This window comes from Moorena sp. SIO3A2 (genome assembly GCF_010672265.1).
In the GTDB taxonomy this organism is placed as follows: domain Bacteria; phylum Cyanobacteriota; class Cyanobacteriia; order Cyanobacteriales; family Coleofasciculaceae; genus Moorena; species Moorena producens.
Genome location: NZ_JAAHHC010000015.1, coordinates 251,386 through 270,174, shown reverse-complemented (window position 1 = coordinate 270,174; position 18,789 = coordinate 251,386). Strand labels below are relative to the sequence as shown.

14 protein-coding genes and 1 pseudogene are annotated in these 18,789 nt (G+C 42.8%); 12 read left to right on the top strand and 3 right to left on the bottom strand.

Annotated elements, in window-relative coordinates; translation table 11 throughout:
* Positions 1–73: 73 nt before the first annotated feature.
* Together F6K64_RS38965 and F6K64_RS18635 are read right to left on the bottom strand one after the other, a co-directional pair.
* Positions 74–352, bottom strand: a pseudogene (locus tag F6K64_RS38965) (IS630 transposase-related protein); the annotation flags it as partial.
* A 285-nt stretch (positions 353–637) separates the two neighbouring features.
* On the bottom strand, positions 638–1,405 hold the full coding sequence (locus F6K64_RS18635) for a DUF4058 family protein (protein WP_008185385.1): 768 nt from the start codon (positions 1,403–1,405) through the stop codon (positions 638–640).
* 227 nt (positions 1,406–1,632) lie between these two features.
* Between F6K64_RS18635 and F6K64_RS18630 the strand changes: the two genes are divergently transcribed.
* On the top strand, positions 1,633–2,571 hold the full coding sequence (locus F6K64_RS18630) for a CBM96 family carbohydrate-binding protein (RefSeq protein ID WP_008185387.1): 939 nt from the start codon (positions 1,633–1,635) through the stop codon (positions 2,569–2,571).
* A 140-nt stretch (positions 2,572–2,711) separates the two neighbouring features.
* Here F6K64_RS18630 and F6K64_RS18625 read toward each other — a convergent pair whose 3' ends face one another.
* Positions 2,712–6,263: a WD40 domain-containing protein gene (locus tag F6K64_RS18625; protein WP_008185389.1), complete on the bottom strand. Its 3,552-nt coding sequence runs from the start codon at positions 6,261–6,263 to the stop codon at positions 2,712–2,714.
* A gap of 816 nt (positions 6,264–7,079) precedes the next feature.
* Here F6K64_RS18625 and F6K64_RS18620 point away from each other — a divergent pair.
* The 11 genes from F6K64_RS18620 (at position 7,080) to F6K64_RS18570 (ending at position 18,713) form a co-directional block, all read left to right on the top strand.
* Positions 7,080–7,868 carry a 2-amino-3,7-dideoxy-D-threo-hept-6-ulosonate synthase gene (locus tag F6K64_RS18620; protein WP_008185392.1) on the top strand — a complete coding sequence of 263 codons (789 nt, stop codon included), beginning with the start codon at positions 7,080–7,082 and terminating at the stop codon, positions 7,866–7,868.
* Positions 7,868–8,203, top strand: a complete 336-nt coding sequence (locus F6K64_RS18615; protein ID WP_008185393.1) for a hypothetical protein — start codon at positions 7,868–7,870, stop codon at positions 8,201–8,203. The genes F6K64_RS18620 and F6K64_RS18615 overlap by 1 nt, the downstream gene beginning before the upstream one ends.
* A gap of 12 nt (positions 8,204–8,215) precedes the next feature.
* Positions 8,216–8,980 (top strand): 3-dehydroquinate synthase II family protein, encoded by a 765-nt coding sequence (locus F6K64_RS18610; RefSeq protein WP_202799210.1) that lies wholly within the window; start codon positions 8,216–8,218, stop codon positions 8,978–8,980.
* A 390-nt stretch (positions 8,981–9,370) separates the two neighbouring features.
* Complete coding sequence (locus tag F6K64_RS18605) at positions 9,371–9,664, top strand: hypothetical protein (protein WP_008185397.1); 294 nt, start codon at positions 9,371–9,373, stop codon at positions 9,662–9,664.
* 77 nt (positions 9,665–9,741) lie between these two features.
* Entirely contained in the window at positions 9,742–11,439 is a 1,698-nt protein-coding gene (locus tag F6K64_RS18600) for a class I adenylate-forming enzyme family protein (RefSeq protein WP_008185399.1), read from the top strand.
* Between the two features lie 57 nt (positions 11,440–11,496).
* Complete coding sequence (locus F6K64_RS18595) at positions 11,497–12,516, top strand: methyltransferase (protein ID WP_008185401.1); 1,020 nt, start codon at positions 11,497–11,499, stop codon at positions 12,514–12,516.
* A 312-nt stretch (positions 12,517–12,828) separates the two neighbouring features.
* Positions 12,829–13,455, top strand: a complete 627-nt coding sequence (locus tag F6K64_RS18590; RefSeq protein WP_008185403.1) for an FMN-dependent NADH-azoreductase — start codon at positions 12,829–12,831, stop codon at positions 13,453–13,455.
* A gap of 57 nt (positions 13,456–13,512) precedes the next feature.
* Positions 13,513–13,956 (top strand): carboxymuconolactone decarboxylase family protein, encoded by a 444-nt coding sequence (locus F6K64_RS18585; protein WP_008185405.1) that lies wholly within the window; start codon positions 13,513–13,515, stop codon positions 13,954–13,956.
* 198 nt (positions 13,957–14,154) lie between these two features.
* Positions 14,155–15,357 (top strand): 4-hydroxybenzoate 3-monooxygenase, encoded by a 1,203-nt coding sequence (locus F6K64_RS18580; protein WP_008185407.1) that lies wholly within the window; start codon positions 14,155–14,157, stop codon positions 15,355–15,357.
* Positions 15,358–15,727: 370 nt separating this feature from the next.
* The gene (locus F6K64_RS18575; RefSeq protein WP_008185409.1) at positions 15,728–16,558 is read left to right on the top strand and encodes a DUF3050 domain-containing protein; all 831 of its coding nucleotides are present in this window, start codon (positions 15,728–15,730) and stop codon (positions 16,556–16,558) included.
* Between the two features lie 268 nt (positions 16,559–16,826).
* Positions 16,827–18,713, top strand: coding sequence for an aspartate kinase (locus F6K64_RS18570; protein WP_081431862.1), 1,887 nt, complete (start codon positions 16,827–16,829; stop codon positions 18,711–18,713).
* Positions 18,714–18,789: the final 76 nt, after the last annotated feature.

Here is an 18,789-nt window from a genome sequence, read left to right as displayed (position 1 = left end):
CCATCTGTAGCACCTCAAGTAGCGTGCGCATTAGCTGATAGCTGATAGCTGATAGCTGATAGCTGAATACTTACATCTTTTCTGACCATGCTTCTGCCATTTCATTCTGAGTTGAGCTACCATGAGATTGGACAAATTTACTAAATCTCTCCAAATCAGCTATTTTCGGATTATATCCCTTTTGATAACCCTCTTTTGGCCTATAATCTCCTGTTTAATTTCTCTTTTTTAACCAGATATCAATTGTATTTCGGCTAATTTTCAATAAACGACTAGCTTGAGTTTTTACCATGCCATCGTCGATAGCACTAATCACTTTTTTTCTTAAATCGTAACTGTAAGGAACTGCCATTTTATTAATTTATTAACAAGTCCTGGCTATTTGGCTTTTTGACTATTATGTCCTAAGCTTTGCTTCGACTGCTATATCATATGTTGGAGAAGATCTATACTGGCGTAATGGTGATGCCACTGAACTAGCAAGAAATACCCAACAGATTCTTATGTTGGGGAAGCGCTTTTAAGACTTAGATAGCTTTAGGGGCGACATGGGCTCTAAAAAGCTTACTATATTTTGAGGCTAATGAGCTATGGCTTGATACAGTCGAGAACTTATTTTTGTCCTGATTCACAAATTTTATCGACGATCTCTTGCCCAAGATGCCACATCATCCTCCGACCAAGGGAATGGCGGACTGGTGCTATAGTCAATAAAATACTCGTAGCCTAACTGGTCATACAGCTGATCCACCAATGTCTGTAATTCTACCATTGGTTCCCTATCCCCAGGAAGCAGGGGAAGCCGAAAAGAGGGAATGCGATCGCTTAAATTAAAAAGGTACAAGTCAGCAGTGGGACGGGTATTAGAACGACTGACTAATATCCGATAATGACTCGGATTACTGCTGTTAGAAACAGGCAAGGGTTCCCCATCTCGCAACAGGTCAATTTCTACCAGATGAGTCATACTCTCCAAAATCTGCTGGCGTTTGGCTTCGTATTTAAGACGCCCTTCTCCTCGTTTATTGGCAGGGGAGATCACTTCAATCGCTGTTACCACTTCCTTGGTGGCTACATCTTTAACCTCGATGTAGGATTGTCGCACTTCTTCTCGTAAAGGAACAGCTACCTTAATCGGTTGAACTGACGGTTCAGATACCGCAACTGCTGTAGCCATTGCGACTGAAGCATCTCGGCTTTGTTGAACCGTAACATCTGGTCTACCAATGGCAATCTTCGTTGAGCCAGCAATCTTATAAACCCACTTATCGGTAACCACCCGATATTTAGGTAGCAGTTTAGGAATTAATGCTCTAGCCAAAGCTGCCAGCAATTGGTTGTGGAAATCCGACCAATATTCCGGTTGTTCAAGGTAGGGATTCATCCCTGGAAATGGGTTAGGCATATAGCATTTTGATTTGAGTTGTGAACATACTTCCTTAAGGAAAGGCAAGAGGCATGCATGCTAGAGGCAAGAGTTAATCAAGTACAGAGGGATTTTGGGTAAGGATTTGAGCTCTTAAGATTTACGCTATAAATTAGCTCTAAGGATTTCAGCTTACATGTCGCCCCCCAGGATTGCTCTATAGTATAGATGCACCATTATTGTTAACGCAATTACAACAACGTAACATGGTACCATTATCTCTCAGAAGTCTATGGGCTTTTCTGCTGAGCGCGGTTTTGATAATTCCTGCCGTGATGCTCTTCCCCGCTCCAAGCCAAGCCATGGTTAACGCTGAAAGCGGGAGCATACAAAATGTAGAAAACCCCCAAGTAGCACCAATCACTGGCAATCTTCAACTAATTACTACAGCAGCGGGCAATGGAGCAGACACCTTTATCCGAGGTGGTTCCTACTCTAGTAAGAATAATGGAACAAACGGTAAATTAGTCGTCAAGCTTGATAACACCGTCTCTTATAGCCGCAAAACTTACCTCCGATTTGATCTCAGTGAGCTGAATGATGGTATTGATGATGTGAGCCTGAATTTGAGTACGATCAACCTTCCCAACACCAAAGGATCTATTGAGTTTTATGGCTTGAATGATGGAGTAGACGAAAATTGGTCTGAAACCAAAACCACTTGGAATAACGCGCCGGGTAATGATACTTACTCTACCAATTTATTTATCTCAAACCAAACAACTTACTTAGGGAAACTCCCTGCAGCTTCTATAGCGACAGGAGATTCTTTTAGCTTTAACTCACCTGAGTTACTAGATTTCATCAAAGGTGATACTGATGACATAGTGACTATTCTGATTAATCGTGCAGAATATAAAGCCCCAGATGCCTATATCGTTTTTGCGTCTAAAGAAAGCACTGAGTATAGCCCTCCTACACTAATGGCTACTCTGAAACCTGCTGTTCAAAGCAAGCCTGAAACTGATACAGCCAATCTTTTTGAGCTTCCCGATTGTGTGAATTCCGATTGTAACTGCTCGGATTTTAAGACTCAGGAAGAGGCACAGGCTGTGTTTAACTACTTTGGGGATGATCGTTTCCGTCTAGATGGGAACAAAGATGGTCTTGCTTGCACAAGTCTGCCCCATGCCAAAGCTCCATAACCTTTAGTCCTCCACGACTTACCAATGTTCTAGATCGCTCTTATTGAAACCAATCCCAATTCTCAGCAGGAGGATTGGGTTTCGGCTCACATTCCCCATTTCAAAGTAAGTACCTAGGCACAATTAATGGCATTGCCGACTTATGCGATCGCACCCAACTGTTTCAGAGTTGCTTTCTGTGCCTCAGTTAATCCTGTCACTCCAGTGATATTCATCGCTTCGTAGAGTCTGGGAGCTCTGAGAATTTTCAGGCACTTGCCCGTCTTAGTGTCCCAAAGCCTCACCGTTTGGTCTTGAGAGCCACTAGCTACAATTTGACCATCCCCACTAAAGGCAACAGAAGAGATTAGATGGGTATGTCCGGTGCAAGTGTGGCGGCACTCCCCTGTCGAAACATCCCACACCTTGACAGTTTGGTCGTGAGAGCCGCTAGCGATAGTGTTGCCATCGGGACTGAATGCCACGGAAAAGACCCAATTGTTGTGTCCCCGTAATAGTTTAGAGCATTCACCCGTACTCAAATCCCAGAGGCGTATCGTTTCGTCTGTACTACAACTGGCCAGGATATTATCCTTAGGACTGAAAGCGACGGATTTGACCCGATTACCATGTCCCTGTAACGTTTTCAAGCATTCCCCTGTGCTAACATCCCACAGCCTCACCGTTTGGTCAGTATTGCTACTGGCCAAGGTTTTACCATCACTACTGAAAGCCACTGACCAGATCTGATTAGTATGTCCTTCCAAAGTGCTGACGCAGTCACCAGTACGCTGATCCCAAAGCCTCACCGTTTGGTCAGCACTGCCACTGGCTAGGGTTTTCCCATCACCGCTGAAAGTGACGGAATAGATCCAATCAGTATGTCCGTGCAAAATCCTTAAGCATTTTCCCGTCTTGATATCCCAAAGCCTGATAGTTTCGTCTCTACTGCTACTAGCTACGGTTTTACCGTCAGTACTAAAGGCCACTGAACACACGTGAGCAGTATGTCCGTGCAAAATACTGATACAGCGATCGCTATGATAATCCCATAGTCTGACTGTATTGTCGTTACTGCCACTTGCCAAGGTTTTACCATCAGGACTGAAAGCCACTGGAAATACCCAATCAGTATGTCCCTGCCAAGTTTTCAAGCATTGACCAGTGCCCCAATCCCAAAGTCTGACAGTTTGATCTAAACTCACACAGACTAGGGTGTTACCTTCAGGACTAAACGCCACAGAAAAGATCTGATTAGTATGTCCATGCAAGGTTTTCAGGCAAATACCAGTGTGGTAATCCCATAGCCTGACAGTATGGTCACCACTACCAGTAGCTAGGGTTTTGCCATCAGTGCTAAAAGCCACTGAGTAGACTCCACTACTATGTCCGGTGTGAGTACTAACACAGCTACCAGTCCTAGCATCCCAAAGTCTGACAGTGTGGTCATTACTGCCACTGGCTAGGGTGTTGCCGTCAGTGCTAAAAGCCACTGAGCGTACTCCACTGGTATGTCCAGTACAAGTTCTAACCCAACTACCAGTGCTAGCATCCCAGAGTATTACAGTGTGGTCATCACTGCCACTGGCTAGGGTTTTGCCATCAGTACTAAACGCAACTGATCTCACACAACCGGTATGTCCAGTAAACCTGTTGAGGCATTGACCCGTGTCACCATCCCAGAGTATTACGGTGTGGTCGCTACTACCACTAATCAGGGTATTACCTTGAGGATTAAAAGCAACTGAGAACACTTCATCAGTATGTCCAGTACAAGTTTGCAAGCAGCTGCCATCACTGACTTGCCATAACTTGACGGTATGGTCAGCACTACCACTGGCTAAGGTTTTACCATCCCGACTAAACGCAACAGAGCGTACCCAATTAGTGTGACCCTCACAGATTACCAGTAGTTTACCAGTTTGCACATGCCATAGGCGAATCTGAAAATCTGTATCACAAATTGCCAACATCCTCCCATCTGGACTAAATGCTGCTGATAACATATTCCCTAGGGTTTCAGTAAACACTGAGCCAGCCAAGTCACAGCCAGCGAAATTGACATTGTGTAATTTCAGTCCCTGTAGGTTGGCTTGCCAAACTGTCAGACCATAAAAGTCATAGCCGTTTAAATCAATCTGTAATTGACTAAGTAAATTAATAGTATTACCACTGACATATCCCATCTGGAGAGTAGATTTTTTAACCCCAGGAGTCGGGGCGCGCAGCATTGATAGGATTTCCAGGAGATGGTTTTCCAGCTGTTTTGTAGAACCAAAACTAGAGAGTAATTTCTCAATAATCGGTTCGAGAATCAGACAGACTTGAGCATCCCGAACATAGTCAGGGGCGCTGGCTTTGAGTAGGGAGTGAGTGCGGAAGATAGTGATATTTTGACTAATAATCTCTTCAGGAATCTGCTCGATCAGTCGATTAATCATGTATTCCATGACTACAGGTTGTTGGGTAAACCCAGTTGAGGTTTTCTCAATCAATGACCGCCGTTGTAGAGACCCTACAGCTTCTAAAATATCCGTAGCGCATAGGTAGCATACAAAGTCTTCTTGCAGTTCTTCAAGAGAAATGGGTTCCCGATTGATAGCTAGCCAGTACATCAGTTCCTTTTCTGTGGAGGTAAGGCGCTGAAAGTGCCGATCTAGTAAATCCCGAATATCATCAAAAATGAATGAGCCTTCCTTTAAAAAATCCAGAAACTGAGCAATATTGCTATCAAAAAAGTCTCTGACTGCACAGGCTACCATCTTTAAGGCTAAAGGATTTCCGGCATAACGCTCAATTAGGGTCATCCATTGGGTGTCATCCCCAATAAAATGTCCTTTTTCCTTAAAGATTTCCTGTCCGTGGGTTTCTGGTAAACCTTTGAGTGGGAAGCAGCGAACCGGTAAGGCTTCCCCCTCCAGAATGTTCAAGTCTTGAGGTGGCTCCCGGGAGGTCATCACTAGGCAGCTATTGTGGGAAGTTTCCCCAATAGTTCTGAGTAGCTCACCGTATCCAGCATATCCCTCTCGATAGCCACCGGTGCGAGAACCACTTTCGAGGATCGATTCGGTATTATCAAGAACCAGCAGGCAACGCGCCGTCTGTAAATACTGAATCAATCGCAAAATTTTGCCATCCACAGACGATGGTAAATTCGTTTCCTGCTGCACAGACAGAAATTGAATCATGTCTGCCAGGACTTCCTCTAGGGGCGGAGCATTCCGTAGACTGCGCCACATCACAAACTCAAATTTATCCTGTAGCAGATGGGCTAACTTCACAGCCAAGGTGGTTTTGCCAATTCCCCCCATCCCTAGAAGTGCCACCAGGCAGCAGTTGTCCTGTAGAATCCATTCCTGTAGGGTATTCAGTTCCTGCATCCGACCGTAGAAACTCCTCGGTTCTGGAGCTCCACCCCAATCAAGATGTCCAATTCCAGCCAGAGCAGTTGTCGATAGCGCTGTTAGCTCCATCTGATCTATCTCAATCTCATCCGGCTCAACTACCTTTTCCCAATCAAGACCTACAGCACTACAAATGGCCATGAAGGTGTCAGTACGAATTGACTGTCTGCCCCAAAATCGGTTTAAGGTTGCCCTAGAGGTAAATGCACTGGTATACCAAGCTACCGCTGTTTTGTTCCATCTTTTCTGACGTCTAGCTTGGTCTACTAATTTAAGTCCTGATTCAGATGCTCGCACGGAATTCATCATAACTCCACTATCTTGCTTTGCTTAACCCCCAATCCATGGGGTCGATCGCTATGGCACCATCCCTAATCCAGCCATCACTATACCTAACTCTTTAATGTATGGGTGACCAAAAAGCCGCGCAATGTAGAAATGTTATGGAAAGTTATGGAATTAGTTAGGGAAGAGGAAATCTGAGGGAAACATGAGAAAAATCTCAGAAACACAGCATAACTGAAACCACTGAGACAAAAACTGAGACAAACCGGTTTAAGTTCTAGACTAGCAGAGCTGGTTGTAAAAATACAGTTCCCCACTCCCTACTCCCTCGGTGCCCTTGACTCCCGACTCCCTATTCCCTTGGCTATATAAGTTATCCTGTTAAGTTAAACCTGAGCCAAATCTAAGAAATTCCTGAGATTACTCAAAAAAAAACCAGGCAGCTCACCTGAGTTTCAGTTACTAAGACAAAAACTGAGGCAAAAACTGAGACTTTCGGTTTGTCAGTGTCAGGCACGATAGAAATATCGAGATTGAGCTAAGTGCCATGAAACACTAAAAGTTAGTTTTCCAGTAAGCATGCAGCTATCAGCTATCAGCTATCAGCTATCAGCTTATGCGCACGGTTATTGAGGAGGAAACTGTTTTGAATAAAAGAGGTAAGCATTCGTTTAATCTCTGTTACGGAAAGCTATTCGCGTAGCGTGGCCATAGGCCAAACAGGTTTATTTTAAGCTAACGGCTGACAGCTGTTCGCGTAGCGTGGCCAACGGCCAACGGCTGACAGCTGACGATTTTGGAAAACACAACATCCTGTAATCGATTCAAAAGGAGTCTGTTATGTCTCTTGGTAAAAATTATCGTTTGGCAAGAATTCTCAAAGGATTAGACAACTATTTTATAGTCCCAATTGACCATGGGTTTACACTGGGTCCGGTTAGTGGTCTGGCAAAAGTTCATCAATTTATCAGATCGTTACCGGAGAAAACCATTAGTGCAATTGTTGCTCATCAAGGGATAGCTCGGGCAATTCATCCAGGTTTAATTCAGAAAGATATATCGTTAATTTTGCATCTTTCTGGGTCAACGAACCTATCTCCCGATCCATCTTCCAAACATCTAGTCAGTAGTGTTGAACAAGCCATTAAGCTTGGTGCAGATGGAGTTTCAATTCACGTTAATCTTGGGGCAAACGATGAATACCGTATGCTCAAAGATTTCAGCCAAATCTCAGCCGCCTGTCATCAATGGGGTATGCCATTGCTAGCAATGGTTTATGCACGAGGAGAGAAGATTAAAAATGAGTACGATGCAGATGCGATCGCTCACTCAACCCGATTGGCCTGGGAGCTAGGAGCAGATATTGTCAAGGTTAACTACACTGGCGATGTTCAATCGTTTAAACAAGTTGTTAATGCCGTTGACATCCCTGTTATCGTTGCCGGAGGAGCAAAGAGCAATGCAGATAGCTCGATCTTATCGATGATCAAAGATGCCATCAAGGCTGGCGGTAAAGGCGTTGCTGTTGGTAGAAATATATTTCAACACAGTAATCCCTCATTCATTTCTCAAGAAATTGCCAAAGTTATCAGTAATCCCTATCAGTTTGCCATCAAGGAGGTAGCGTAATGAAATTATCTTGGTTAGACCTAAGAAGCTTTAATGATGTTGACTATAAAGCACTGTGTGGGTCTCTAAATTCTGATATCAATGGAGTGGTAGTTGATTCATCAAGTCCAGTCATGGATTGTCATGATTCTGTCTCTCGCATTGCTTTTGTAGACAGCCCAGAAGAAGCAGAAGGATGTATCGATAACGCCGATATATTACTGTTTGATCATTCCTGGTATTCTGAAATAACTACTCAACCAGAAACCTACAAATCTAAAGCAGAAATTGGATTTTTTATTCATGTTATCGACGACGAAACCTTACAAACTGCTTGTAAGATAGCTAGACAGTAAAAATGGGCTGTCATCTATTTTAAAGACCCCACAAAAATTCCTCTGGAGATTGTTTTAGCATCAGCGGACAACACGGATGGCCAAATAATTACCGTTGTCAAAGATATTCAGGAAGCAGAAATTGTCCTGGGGGTCTTAGAAAAAGGGTCACATGGGGTCATGCTAACCCCTAACGGGATTATCGATGCCAGGGAGCTTGGGCAACTGTGTCGTAAGGCCAACAATTTGGAAGTTTCACTGGAAGAACTTGAAGTAACAAAAATTTCTCATATTGGAATGGGAGAGCGGGCTTGTGTAGATACTTGTTCTAACTTTGCCAAAGATGAAGGTATACTCATTGGTTCTTATTCCCAAGGAATGATTTTAGTTAGCAGCGAAACCCATCCACTCCCCTACATGCCAACTCGTCCTTTCCGAGTCAATGCTGGTGCTATACATTCTTATTTAGTGTCTAGTGTTAGCCAAACTAATTATCTTAGTGAGCTCAGTTCAGGACACAAAGTATTAGGAGTAAATTGTGATGGCAAGGCACGAGAAATAGTTGTAGGCAGGATGAAGATAGAAGTTCGTCCCCTACTCAGTATCGATGCAGTGTCTCAATCTGGAATTCCGGTAAATGTGATTGTCCAAGACGATTGGCATGTAAGAGTTCTTGGACCTGGTGGTAAAGTCCTGAATGTCACAGAATTAAAGCCTGGAGATAAGCTGCTTGGTCATACTGCGCCCAGTGGACGCCATGTTGGGCTTCCAGTTAAAGAGTCTTGTCTGGAAAAGTAAATAATATCATGTCCGGGAGTATCGATTACCAAAGAAACAACGGTCAGTATTCAGCTATCAGCCATCAGCCTATGCGCTACGCGCACGCTTTGCGAACAGCTTTTGAATAAAAGAGGTAAGCATTCGATTAATCTGAGTTACGTCACAGCGTCGTTCGCACAGCGTGGCCAAAGGCCAAAGCCTGTGCCACAAAGCTAATGGGCAAATCCCCAGACTTTCAATTCTCATTAATCTCGAACTATTAAATTCTCCCTAAAAAGGTTTATTTTAAGCTGACAGCTGACAGCTGACGGCTGAATGCTTACCACTATCGCGCACAACCGGACACGATATCATTTCCTTTCCTTGGAAACAGTCAACATGTATTAGCAAGTAAGAGGGGATTTAAGAATGAGTAAATTACTTAGCTTAAATGGCTATAAGCCAAAAGACTATAAGCCCAAACAAAATAGGCAGACTGAATCGACCTTAGGTTTTAAAGACAAATCCATTGAGATTAACTCAAGTAACCTTGAGGCAGAATCCGACTCTCAAGTTTGGGTTAAAGCCCCTGATATCCCTAACTCGATTCATTGTGAAGAAGCTCTTATTTTAGGTCGGGAATCTGAGAATACCTGGCTAGCTTGGATTCCCGATTATGGGGAGATTATCTTGTCTGATAGTGAACTTGCAAATTTGATTTAAATTGTCAAAAAAATCGGCATTATATTATCTGTTAGGTATTATCAATTATCTTGCAACACGAACTTGGATTTAACCTCATGAACATTAACCCAACTATTTTGCCATTGTACCAAAGACTTAAGTTATTCCTTACCAAGCCATTAGGATGTGGTAACTTTCTCCAGTACTCTGTTGCTAATAACCCTTATCGAAACAATGATTTTTTGTTTTTAGAAAAACCTTTTCAAACATTCACAGGGGAGACCATCAACAGGTTTAGTTTATCTTCCTTAAAAGATGTTGTGGATAACTATGCCTCTTGGTACAGGAAATCTGGCGTTCGTGAGAATGATCCTGTTGCTATCTATTTAGACGATGGAATCGGTTACTTTATCCATTACTTAGCACTAAACAACCTCGGTGCTATTCCAGTTTTGGTAAACGGTCGTATGGATGCTGATATTGCTGCTGACTTTATCAGTCGTGTTGGTGCCATTGGTTTATATTCTGATCAGAAGCACCTGGATACTATTAGTGGCTACCTCAAAACTAATGACTTATTAAAGTTTATTGCCACAGATATCAACAATACAGCTGTTCAGAGCTCAGAGATACAGCTTCCCCAGTGGTATCCATATTCTCCTACAGATTCTCATCCAATTATGATCTGTCATTCCTCTGGTACTACTGGAAAGCCTAAGCCAGTAATATTTGGGCATCAACAGTTTTTCTTTGGCAAACGCATTCGGCTGCTAAATTTTCCAGCTAGTCAATCCGATAAGTTTTTGTTTGCCTTACCTAGTTCACATTCGGCTGGAATTAGCTACTTTATGACAGTAACATTACTGGGGTTACCCACTATGGTTTTGTCAGATTTATCTGGAAATAATGCTATTACTCAAGCTAAAGAACTTAAAGCGACTATAGTAGCAGCTTTTCCACAAACCTATGCCGACATGGCTTCCCAGGCTTTAGAAAAAGACCAATTGAGTTCTGTAAAAATGTGGATTAATACCGGAGATGCTGCCCATGAAGCTCATATTAGGACTCTGGTAAATGCCGGGAATTCTAAATCAGTCTTTATTGATGGTCTAGGTGCTTCTGAACTCGGAATGGCTTTGTTTAATAAAGTCTCTAGTCGCCAGACGAGCTTGTATAATCGATATATGGGTAAGCCACGCAGTTTTGTAAAAGCTGTAGTATTAGATGAGGAGGGAAATCTACTGCCACCCTATCAGGTAGGTTTCCTGGGTATTAAATCTCCAACTATTACACCAGGCTATTGGAATGATTCTAACCGCACCCTCAAAAGTTATAAACAAGGGTACTGGATTAGTGGGGATTTGGCTTATTATGATCAGGAGAATAAATTTTTTCACGTGGATCGTGCCGTTGATGCTATTCAGTGCGCTAGCGGCTTAGTCAATACCTTACCAATCGAGGAATTAATTTTGAAGAACAACTCAGCTGTTGCTGATTGTACAATAATTGGTGTACCTAAGGAAAAAGGCTTGGATGGTTTGGTTGCTTTTATCAAGCTGAAAGCGCCAGAAAATATTACACCATCAGCTCTGATTACTGCTATCAATAAGCAGCTATTGGATAATAAGTTTGAACCCTTATCTTTTTTAAAAATTGTCATTAATCTTCCTGTAGGATCAACAGGAAAAGTACTGAAAAGGAAGCTTCGCGAGCAATATCAGGACATCCTAATTTGTGCTGAGCATAACTTAGAGGGTAAAGGGCTTCATGATTTTGCTTATGCACAGCAAAGTAAAGTTCAAGTTAGGTCTTAGATTGTTGATAATTAACTGAACATTTTTTACTAAATTAAACTAGAAGGATACTAGTCAATGCAAGAAATTACTAAACAGCTGGTACCAGACAAACTACTGGAATTGGGGTTTGCTTTCTCAGCATCTAAGACATTCTTAAGTGCAGTCGAACTGGGAGTGTTTACTGAACTGGCTCAGAGTTCTATGACTGCTGCTGAATTGACTGAAAAACTAGCACTTCATCCCCGTAGTGCGCGAGATTTTTTGGATGCACTAGTTGCTTTAAACGTTTTAGAGCGTTGTAATGACCGTTACAGTAACACGCCTGAAAGTGATTTGTTTCTTGACCGCTCCAAGCCTTCCTATATCGGTGGTTGCCTAGAGATGTGCAACAGCCGTCTCTATGGATTTTGGGGTTCATTAACAGAAGGGTTACGAACCGGTCAACCCCAGAATGAAGCCAAAAATGGAGAAGACTTCTTCGGCACCCTTTACGGGGACCCCGCCCGCCTAAAAATCTTTCTGGAAGCGATGTCTGGGATCAGTATGGGAGTAGCTAAGGCGATCGCTGAGAAATTTCCATGGGAGAAGTTTCAGACCTTTATCGATATCGGTACGGCTCAAGGGCAGTTACCAGTAACAGTTGCCCTAAGTCACGACCATTTACATGGAGGTGGGTTCGACTTGCCAGTGGTTCGCCCAATTTACGAGGAATATGTTGCTTCCAGAGGACTTAGCCAGCGATTAGACTTCCATGGTGGTGACTTTTTCCAGGATATGCTGCCTAGTGCTGATGTTTTGGTAATGGGACACATCCTGCATGACTGGAATCTAGAACAAAAGCACCTGTTAATTGCCAAAGCCTACGAAGCACTCCCGACCGGTGGTGCATTGATTGTCTACGACGCACTAATCGACGATCAGCGCTGCCAGAACAGGTTTGGGTTACTGATGAGCCTAAATATGCTGATCGAAACCTTTGGGGGTTTCGACTATACAGGAGCAGACTGCTGTGCTTGGATGGACAAAGTAGGATTCAAAGATACTTACACTAAACCTCTTGTAGGAGCTTACTCAATGGCAGTAGGCATCAAATAATCCCAATTACAGGTGACGCGGTGACGCGGTTACAGGTTAGGAGGTTAGCAGGTTGAAGGTTAGCAGGTTGAAGGTTACAGGTTAGAGTTTACAGGTTACAGCTTACTAGGTTACTAGGTTACCAGGTTACAGGTTATATTCTGAACCTTAAAGCAAACCACCTTAACCCTTAAACCAAACCACCTTCAACCAAACCACCTTGGCCTATTGGCCACGCTTCGCGAACAACCTTGGCCTTTCGGCCACGCTTCGCGAACAACTAAACCACCTTGGCCTATTGGCCACGCTTCGCGAACAACCTTCAACTTAATTATGACCCATATTCTTCACATTGATGCTAGTCCCCGTGGCGATCGCTCTATTTCTCGGCAATTGTCTAATCGGTTTATTCAAACTTGGAAGTCTTTCTATCCAGACGACACTGTAACCTATCGAGATTTAGGTCATAATCCTGTCCCCCATGTGGATGAAAAGTGGATTGCTGCAGCATTTTGTCCTCCCGAAAAACGCAATCCTGAATTGGTAGACGCAATTAAAGTATCAGATACTTTGGTGGATGAATTTATAGCAGCCGATCGCTATGTTTTTGGCATTCCCATGTACAACTTCAATGTTCCATCTACCTTCAAAGCTTATATCGATCAAATTGTCCGATTTAATCGCACCTTTACCTTTGACGAAGCTGGTCAATATCGGGGTTTAGTTCCTAAGGGAAAGAAAATGCTAATTTTTACAGCTCGTGGTGGTAGTTTCTCTCCAGGAAACCCTAGTGCTGATTACGATTATCAGGAACCTTTTTTAAGGGCTATCTTTGGAGTTATTGGCATTACAGATATCACCTTTATTCATGCCGAGAAACTAGATTTAGGGGAAGAAGCCCGTCAGGAATCTTTGGCCAATGCCCGTGCTGAGCTTGATCAAGCAGTAGGAATGTGGTAATCACGTAAAACGTCAAAAGTTAAATTTGTAATTTTACCAACCAATTGAGGTATTTAAATGGAAGCAAGATTGGAATTAAAAAAAGTTGAACCAGCAGCTTATTTAGCCATGAATTCCTTGGAAAATTATGTGAATAAAAGTGGGTTAGACAAAACACTGATAAAGTTAATTAAAATTCGTGCTTCTCAACTGAATAAATGTGCGTTTTGTATCGATATGCATACAAAAGAAGCCAGAAGTAATGGAGAAACAGAACAACGAATTTATGTTCTAAATGCTTGGCGAGAAACGCCGTTTTTTAGTCCGGAAGATCGAGCTGTATTAGAGCTAACTGAAGCAGTGACTCTGATTTCAGAGAATCAGGTACCGAATTCAGTTTATGAAGAGGTAAGTCGCTATTTTTCGGAAACTGAAATAGCTAAACTTTTGATGGCTATTGTAACGATCAATGCTTGGAATCGTATTGCTATTACTACAAAAATGATTCCAGGTACCTATTAGAGGATGTGTAAGCTTAAGCGCTACGCGCACGCTACGCGAACAGCTATCAGCCTATGGCCAAAGAAGTTTATTTTAAGCTGACCGCTGACTGCTTAATGCTGACTGCTGAATGCTGACCGCTGACTGCTTACAGAAGGTGTTTGTTAATAAAATTTGCTTTCCTTTTATTCAAATCTAACTAAAGAGGTAGCTTAAACCATGACTAATAGTACAGCATTGAAAACATCAGTTTGTATTTTAGGTTCAGGTCCAGCTGGCATTGTAGTTGGTAATATCCTGCTACAAAATGGGATTGATTGTATCATTGCGGATAGATACAACCGCGAGGAAATATATACGAGGGCGCGTGCAGGTGTCCTGGAAAGCACGACAGTTGACCTACTCAAAAAACATGGTCTAGCGGATACAATTTTCCAAAAGGGGTATACCCATGATACCTGTGAATTTCGTTACCCTGATTACAGCGTTGTCTTTGATTACGGAAAGTTAGCTGATGGGGATGTCCATTACATTTATCCCCAAAGCGATCTCAATGACGATCTGATCCAAAGATATCTGGATGCAGGTGGTAAGTTACTGTTACGCCATGAGGGGAAAAAAATTACTCAAACCGATGACGGCGTCATTGTTGAGTGTTACGACAAGGATGGTGACACCACGATCACGATTCATGCTGATTTTGTAGCAGGGTGTGATGGGTATCATGGACTCTCGCGCCAATCAATTCCAGACGGAGCGGTAGACATCTACACAAAACAGCATCCCTACGGCTGGCTGGCAATTTTAGCTTACGCACCACCTTCTGCAAAACATGTCATCTATGGCTTGGATCATGATGGCTTTGGAGCTCACATGCCGCGCAATGCCAAGATTTCTCGTTATTACTTACAAGTTTCACTTGATGATGAGCTTAAAAATTGGCCTGATCAACGGATCTGGAGTACCTTGGCAAAGCGTCTGGCGAAAAAAGAATGGAGGTTGAAAGAAGGGGAAATCTTTGACAAGCGGATTTTATCCATGCGCAGTTATGTTATGGAACCTTTACAGTACCAACGGTTATTGATAGCTGGTGATGCGGGTCACATTATTACACCTTGCGGTGGGAAAGGTTTAAATCTGGCGGTACAGGATGCGGGTGTTCTCGGAGAAGTATTGGTAAGTTACTACCAGGAAAAACGGGATATGTCTTACCTAAAACGCTACTCGGAAGTTCGTTTGCCCTATATTTGGCGTGCTCAAGAATTCTCTTGTTCGATGTTGCATATGCTCCATAAGTCTGAAGAGAAGGATGTAGACAATGTCCGTTTCTTCAATAAGTTGAGTGAATCGAAATTGAAGCAATTGTCTACATCGGTGACATTTGCTAGGGATTTTGCCAGAAATTATGTCGGTATTATCTAGGAAAGGGAATAGGGAGTAGGGAGTAGGGAGTAGGGATTAGGGAACAAAATTATCACAATTCATTAAAGAGCCCTATCTGAGAGGTACACAGAATTTTTTTCCTGTCTTGATGCAATTTCCTTGCTATTCCCTCTTCTATCTTCCCTGTTCGGGTGCATCTCCTAAAAGCTGTTTGACTCGGTGGTGCGTTACGGGGTGGGCTATTTCAATGGTGGCGAAGAGGCAGAAAATCAGGGCGAGCCCACCCCTAACGCACCCTACGCAAAATTTACAAAAGTGAGATACACCTCCCTGTTTCCTGTTCCCTAAAACCGAGGACTTTGTGCCTCACAAAATTAAACAACTCTATAGGTTATTAAGGAGACAAATCATGAAGATTATCGAAATGCAAAATTATAAGAGTTTCGACTATTACACTCAGCTGGAAGAACAACTTAAACCAAGCCGTATGGCTCTGATAAACCACCCCCTTTACCAACAGTTAAATGACTTGGTATCTCTACAGATATTTATGGAGTCTCACGTGTTTGCTGTTTGGGATTTTATGTCTCTGATTAAGACTCTTCAACACCGAGTCACTTGCTTGGATGTACCTTGGGTGCCACCAACAGATATTAATTCTGCCAGGATGGTGAATGAGATTGTTTTAGCTGAAGAGACTGATGAAGTCTCACCAGGAAATTACATCAGTCACTATGATCTCTATCTGGTGGCTATGACAGAGATAGGTGCTGATACTAATCCAATTAAAACGTTTATCTCTTCTCTTAGAAAAGGTATTCCAGCTAACCAAACTCTAGCTTCTATTTCGATACCTGAATTAACCAAAACGTTTGTTAAATTCACGTTGGAAACTACGACTAAGTCAACCCATGAAGTAGCTGCCGCTTTTCTACTAGGTCGAGAAGATATCATTCCTGCTATGTTCAGACAGGTTATTGCTACTTTAGATAGTCTCTATGGATTTACTTGGGATTCTTTGCGTCTCTATCTAGACAGGCATAATTTTCTGGATGAGGATCAGCATGTTCCGATGGGTAAAAAACTCTTAAAAAATCTTTGTGGTGATGATCCTGTGAAATGGGAGCAAGCTTTCAATTCTGCTGAGAATGCTCTCAAAGCACGCTATGCTCTATGGGATGGTGTAGCTGAGTTGATTCAGCTCAACAAAGAGAATGATATAGCGCTGCTTGAGATGTAATACGGCGGTTTGCAATTTAGTGAGGTACAAAGTTCTGGGTTTTTAGGGAACAGGGAACAGGGAACAGGGAAGGGTCATCGAAATTCCGTGGTATTATAGGGCTCAATCGCTCTTTCATACTGTTCCCCAGAAGTTTCCTGTTACTTGTTTATCTTAATCCTATTTTCAGATTAAATCCTTCGATTAGCCATTGCTAAAGCAACAAAAATGATCACTATTTAATTTTTAATTAACTTCAATTTAAAATTAATACTTTATCTGAGGCTAGATAATGCTAATTATCCAAAAGTATGGTGGTACTTCGGTTGGATCAGTTGAAAGAATTAAAGCAGTTGCCCAGCGGGTGAAGCAAACAGTCCAAAATAATAATACTGTGGTGGTAGTGGTTTCGGCGATGGGTAAAACCACTGATGACTTGCTCAGTTTATCGAAGGCAGTCTCGACGAATCCCAGTGCTCGGGAGATGGATATGCTTCTGTCTACTGGAGAACAAGTATCAATTGCTTTGCTGAGTATGGCATTGCAGGAATTGGGACAACCGGCTATTTCTTTAACTGGGGCACAAGTAGGAATTATCACTGATGCTGAACACGGTCGTGCCAGGATTTTGGAAATTCAGCCAAAGCGAATTCAGCACTATCTCAATCAAGGAACAGTGGTAGTTGTAGCTGGATTTCAGGGTATGAGCAGTGGTGATAATTTTGAAATTACTACTCTAGGACGTGGCGGTTCAGATATATCAGCTGTGGCGTTAGGGGCTGCTTTAAAAGCAAATTTGTGTGAAATTTATACTGATGTTCCAGGCATTTTTACAACTGATCCTCGGATTGTACCAGAGGCACAATTAATCCCAGAAATTACTTGTGATGAAATGCTAGAGTTAGCCAGTTTAGGGGCAAAGGTGCTACATCCTAGGGCGGTAGAGATTGCTCGCAATTATGGCGTACCTTTGGTTGTACGTTCAAGCTGGAACAATGCACCAGGAACTAGGATAATTTCTCCGATAGCTAAACCTCGTTCTCTGAAAGGCTTGGAGATTAACAAGGCAGTATATGGGGTGGAATTGGAGACAAATCAGGTAAAAGTAGCCCGATGGCAAGGGCGGGATCGTTTAGGGGTAGTGGCAAAGTTATTTGGTGAGATTGCTCGTGACAATCTGGATGTTAATCTGATTATTCAGTCAATTCAGGAGGACGATGCTAAGGATATTGCGTTGACGGTAGTGAACAGAGGTTTTGAACAAGGTGAGACTTTAGGAGCTGCAGTGAGTGAAACTAAACTCAAAGAGTTGATTACTTCTGCTTTATACGGGGCGACTTGGCAAGGGTCAGAAGAGGTAGAAATGATGGTAGAGCAGAACATGGCAACAGTGGCAATTACTGGGACTGGTATGATTGGGCGTCCTGGGGTTGCAGCTAAAATGTTCTCTACTCTAGCAGAGGCGGGAGTTAATATTGAGATGATTTCTACCTCTGAGTTGAAGATCACCTGTGTGATTAATGCTGAGGTATGCGATCGCGCTGTTGCTGCTCTGTGTCAGGCTTTTGAGATTGATCGTTCTGTAGTGCTCGGACCTGATTCAATTCAGGAGTTTTCTACCGATTCAAGCCCATCCCCAGTATGCGGTGCTGTTCTTGATCTCAACCAAGCTTGTATCACAATTCGCCATGTCCGAGATCAACCGGGAATGGCAGCAAAACTCTTTGGACAACTGGCACAGGAAAATATTAGTGTTGATATGATTATTCAGTCTCAACGCTGTCAGAGGCTTAATGGTATCCCCACTTGTGATATTGCGTTTACGGTGGCCCAAGCTGATGCTGAAGCAGCATCCATGGCTTTAAAAGCTTTAGCACTAAGTATTGCTTGTGGGGAGATTATAGTGGATACAGACATCGCTAAAGTTAGTCTAGTTGGGGGTGGTATGGTGGCACAACCCCTGGTTGTGGCTCAGTTTTTTGAGGCATTAGCACAACAGCAAATAACTATTCAGATGATTACAAGTTCGGACACTAAAATTAGTTGTGTGGTTGCTCAAGAAGAAGGAGTTAAGGCTTTAAATGCAGTGCATAAGGGGAGCATCCCGGTGGTTAAAAACTATGCCCAAACCCCCAAGGGTTTGGCTACACCAGCAAAGCCGACCTACGCAGGTTAATCAGCACGCTAATTAGTCGGACACAATTATAGCGCTACGCGCAAGGGCTTTAGGCAAGAGGCAAAAGGCAAAAGTT